The 3,118-nt window shown below is 63.7% G+C and carries 3 protein-coding genes; all 3 read left to right on the top strand.

What is annotated here, in order from left to right; translation table 11 throughout:
* Positions 1-764 (top strand): substrate-binding domain-containing protein (locus tag QOI01_RS15800; protein WP_526382468.1); only part of this gene is annotated, 764 nt, incomplete at its 5' end.
* A 24-nt stretch (positions 765-788) separates the two neighbouring features.
* Positions 789-1,811 (top strand): class II fructose-bisphosphate aldolase, encoded by a 1,023-nt coding sequence (fbaA, locus tag QOI01_RS15795; RefSeq protein ID WP_526382466.1) that lies wholly within the window; start codon positions 789-791, stop codon positions 1,809-1,811.
* An 813-nt stretch (positions 1,812-2,624) separates the two neighbouring features.
* Positions 2,625-3,118: response regulator transcription factor (locus QOI01_RS15790; RefSeq protein ID WP_526382464.1), on the top strand; the 494-nt coding region annotated here is incomplete at its 3' end.

Here is a 3,118-nt window from a genome sequence, read left to right as displayed (position 1 = left end):
ACGCCGTGGAACGGGCTCTGTCGGACGCCGGGTACGTGCTGATCGTCGGAGATTCCCACGACGACGTGGAGTCGGAGAAACGCGTCACCGACTCGCTTCTGGACCGGCAGGTCGACGGGATGATCGTGGCACCCGCGGCCGGATCGGAGCGCGTCACCCTCCCCGAAATCACACGCACTGGAACACCACTGGTTCTGATCGACCGCGGTGTCGACGTCGGGAGCGATCAGGTCGGCCCGGAGAACTTCTCGTCGGCACGGTCGTTGACCGAGCACCTGCTCGACCTCGGGCATCGTCGGATCGCCGTCGTACGCGGCCTCGCCGGGATCTCCTCCACCACTGAACGATTCGATGGTTTCTCCACGGCGCTCGCAGACCGCGGTATCGCAGTCGACGCCGCTCTGGTCCTCGACGGCGACTCCAACACGGACGTGGCGGAACGCGAAGTGCACTCGCTGATGTCGGGTGGGAACCGGCCCACCGCCTTGGTGTCCTTGAACAACTCCATGACCATTGGAACACTCAAAGCCGTTCGCAGTCTTGGTTTGTCGATTCCGGCCGACGTGGCATTCGTGTGCTACGACGACTTCGAATGGTCGGACTTATTCGAACCCAAGCTCACCGCGGCGGCGCAGGACGTCGAGACGATCGGCGCCACCGCGGTCGAATTGCTTCTGCGCCGCATGCGGGGACAGGATGGTGCGCCGCAACGAATTCGCGTGCCGACGACGTTCCACCATCGCAATTCGTGCGGATGCACTTAGCGCTCACCGATAGGACTTTCGATCATGCCGATAGCAACCCCCGATCACTACGTCGTGATGCTCGACCGCGCCAAGGAGGGCGGGTTCGCATATCCGGCCATCAACGTGACCAGTTCCCAAACTCTCAACGCTGCCTTGCAGGGGTTCGCCGAAGCGGACAGCGACGGCATCATCCAGGTGTCGCTGGGAACGGCACTCTATCTGTCCGGAAACACGGTTCGGAACCGCTTCGCGGGGTCGAAGGCGCTCGCGCTCTACGCGCACGAGGTCGCATCGCACTACTCGGTCACGGTGGCCCTGCACACCGATCACTGCCCCGCCGAGAACCTCGACGACTGGGTCCGGCCGTTGATCGCCGACTCCATCGAACGTCGCCGCCGCGGCCTGGACCCGCTGTATCAATCGCACATGTGGGACGGGTCCGCGGTCCCTCTCGACGAAAACCTGCGCATCGCGGGAGGATTGCTGGAGTCGTCGGTGGAAGCGAACACGCTCCTCGAGATAGAGGTCGGCGTGATCGGCGGCGAGGAGGACGGCGTGTCCCACGAGATCAACGAACAGTTGTACTCCACCGTCGACGATGCGCGCGCCACCATCGAGGCGCTGGGGACGGGGGAGCGCGGTCGGTACCTGACCGCGTTGACCTTCGGCAACGTGCACGGTGTCTACAACCCGGATTCGGTCCATCTGCGCCCGGAGATCCTCGAGGAGATCCAGACCGTCGTCGGCGGCGAAACCGGAAAGGCCAAGCCGTTCGACCTCGTCTTCCACGGTGGATCGGGATCGAGCGCCGAGGACATTGCGTCCGCCGTCGCGAGTGGTGTCGTCAAGATGAACATCGACACCGACACCCAGTACGCGTTCACCCGGTCCATCGCCGGTCACATGATCGGCAAGTACGACCATGTGCTCAAGGTCGACGGCGCCTACGGCAACAAGAAGGCCTACGACCCGAGGTCGTGGGGCAAGCCGGCCGAGAACGCCATGGCCGCACGGGTTGTCGAGGCGGCGCAGATGTTGGGATCGGCCGGATGGGCAATGCGCTAGGCCAGTGGGCTGCTGTCGATGCGGGCGAGTAGGTCGGCCGCGTCGTCTAACACCGAGTGCGCACCGGCAGAGAGCAATGCGGACTCGTAGCCGTCGCGGAGCCCAGCTTTCAAAGGGGGTTATTCGTTGTACGACGCGCGCAAAATCTCCTGTGCTGCTGATAACTCAGGTTGAGTTCTCTGGCTCGTCGCTTGGGTTTGTGTTGTGGGAAGGGCGTGATGACGTCGTGGTGTGCGCCGATTCTCGGTGCCATATCCATGCCTGAGACCGATCAAACACACGACCGTTGTCAAGTATGAGGCTGGAACCGCGGATCCTTCGGTGTTCGATCGAGGGAATCGCCACCCATCGGCGCATCCAGCCTGATCAGTACCGCCCAGAATGGGCTTGGTCGGCGATAACACGCTCAATGATTGCCCGTGAGCGGGCTGCTGGACGGCGGTCGTCGGCCTCTAGCTGGCGCACAGGCTGATCAGCGCTTTCCATAGAGGCTGAGCACGCTCTCAGCGATGGCGGATCACCCCCTGTGAGTGTTCTCAGCTTCGTTCAGCAACGACACAGGCCCGGTGGGCATGTTGGACCCAACAGCCAAATGGGCTGCGACAGAGGGTGACAACCCGGACGGTATCGTTGCCGCCGATACGGACAACGTCCAGGAAGGTGACCAGAGCGGTCCGGAGGTGCCGGACACTCCCGTTCCTCCCGCACCGCCGACCCGCTGATCGCTGGACCGAGAGAATCGTCGGGTCCGCCGCCGTTCGGGCGTGAACGGACGACACTATTACGGGCAGATCGGCGAAAGGCGGGTGGGGTATGCGGGTGCTACTCGTTGAGGACGAGACGGCGCTGGCCGAAACGCTGGCCGCCGGGCTGCGGGCAGATGGCTTCGCCGTCGACATCGCCGGCGACGGTGTCCAGGCGTTGACTCGAGTGCAGACCATCAAATACGACGCGCTGGTCCTGGACATCATGTTGCCGGGGCTGTCGGGCTACGAGGTGGTGCGCAGACTGCGGACCGAAGGGGTGTGGGTTCCGGTCCTGATGCTCACCGCCAAGGATGGCGAATACGATGAGGCCGACGCTCTTGACCTTGGTGCCGACGACTATCTGACCAAACCGTTTTCGTATGTCGTGCTGTTGGCGCACCTGCGGGCGGTGATCCGCCGCGGGGCTCCGGAACGTCCGGCGCAGTTGGTCGCAGGAGACTTGATACTCGACCCCGGGTCGCGCACCTGTTGGCGGACCGCCACCGAAATAGATCTCACGCCAAGGGAGTTCGCGGTGCTCGAGTATCTGATGCGTCACCG

It is taken from the genome of Mycobacterium sp. (genome assembly GCF_032162605.1).
Lineage (GTDB): Bacteria > Actinomycetota > Actinomycetes > Mycobacteriales > Mycobacteriaceae > Mycobacterium.
This window is presented reverse-complemented; position numbering and strand designations above follow the sequence as displayed.

Coding starts and splice junctions, on each gene's coding strand:
- fbaA (WP_526382466.1), top strand. CDS start 789: ATGCCGATAGCAACCCCCGATCACTACGTCGTGATGCTCGACCGCGCC.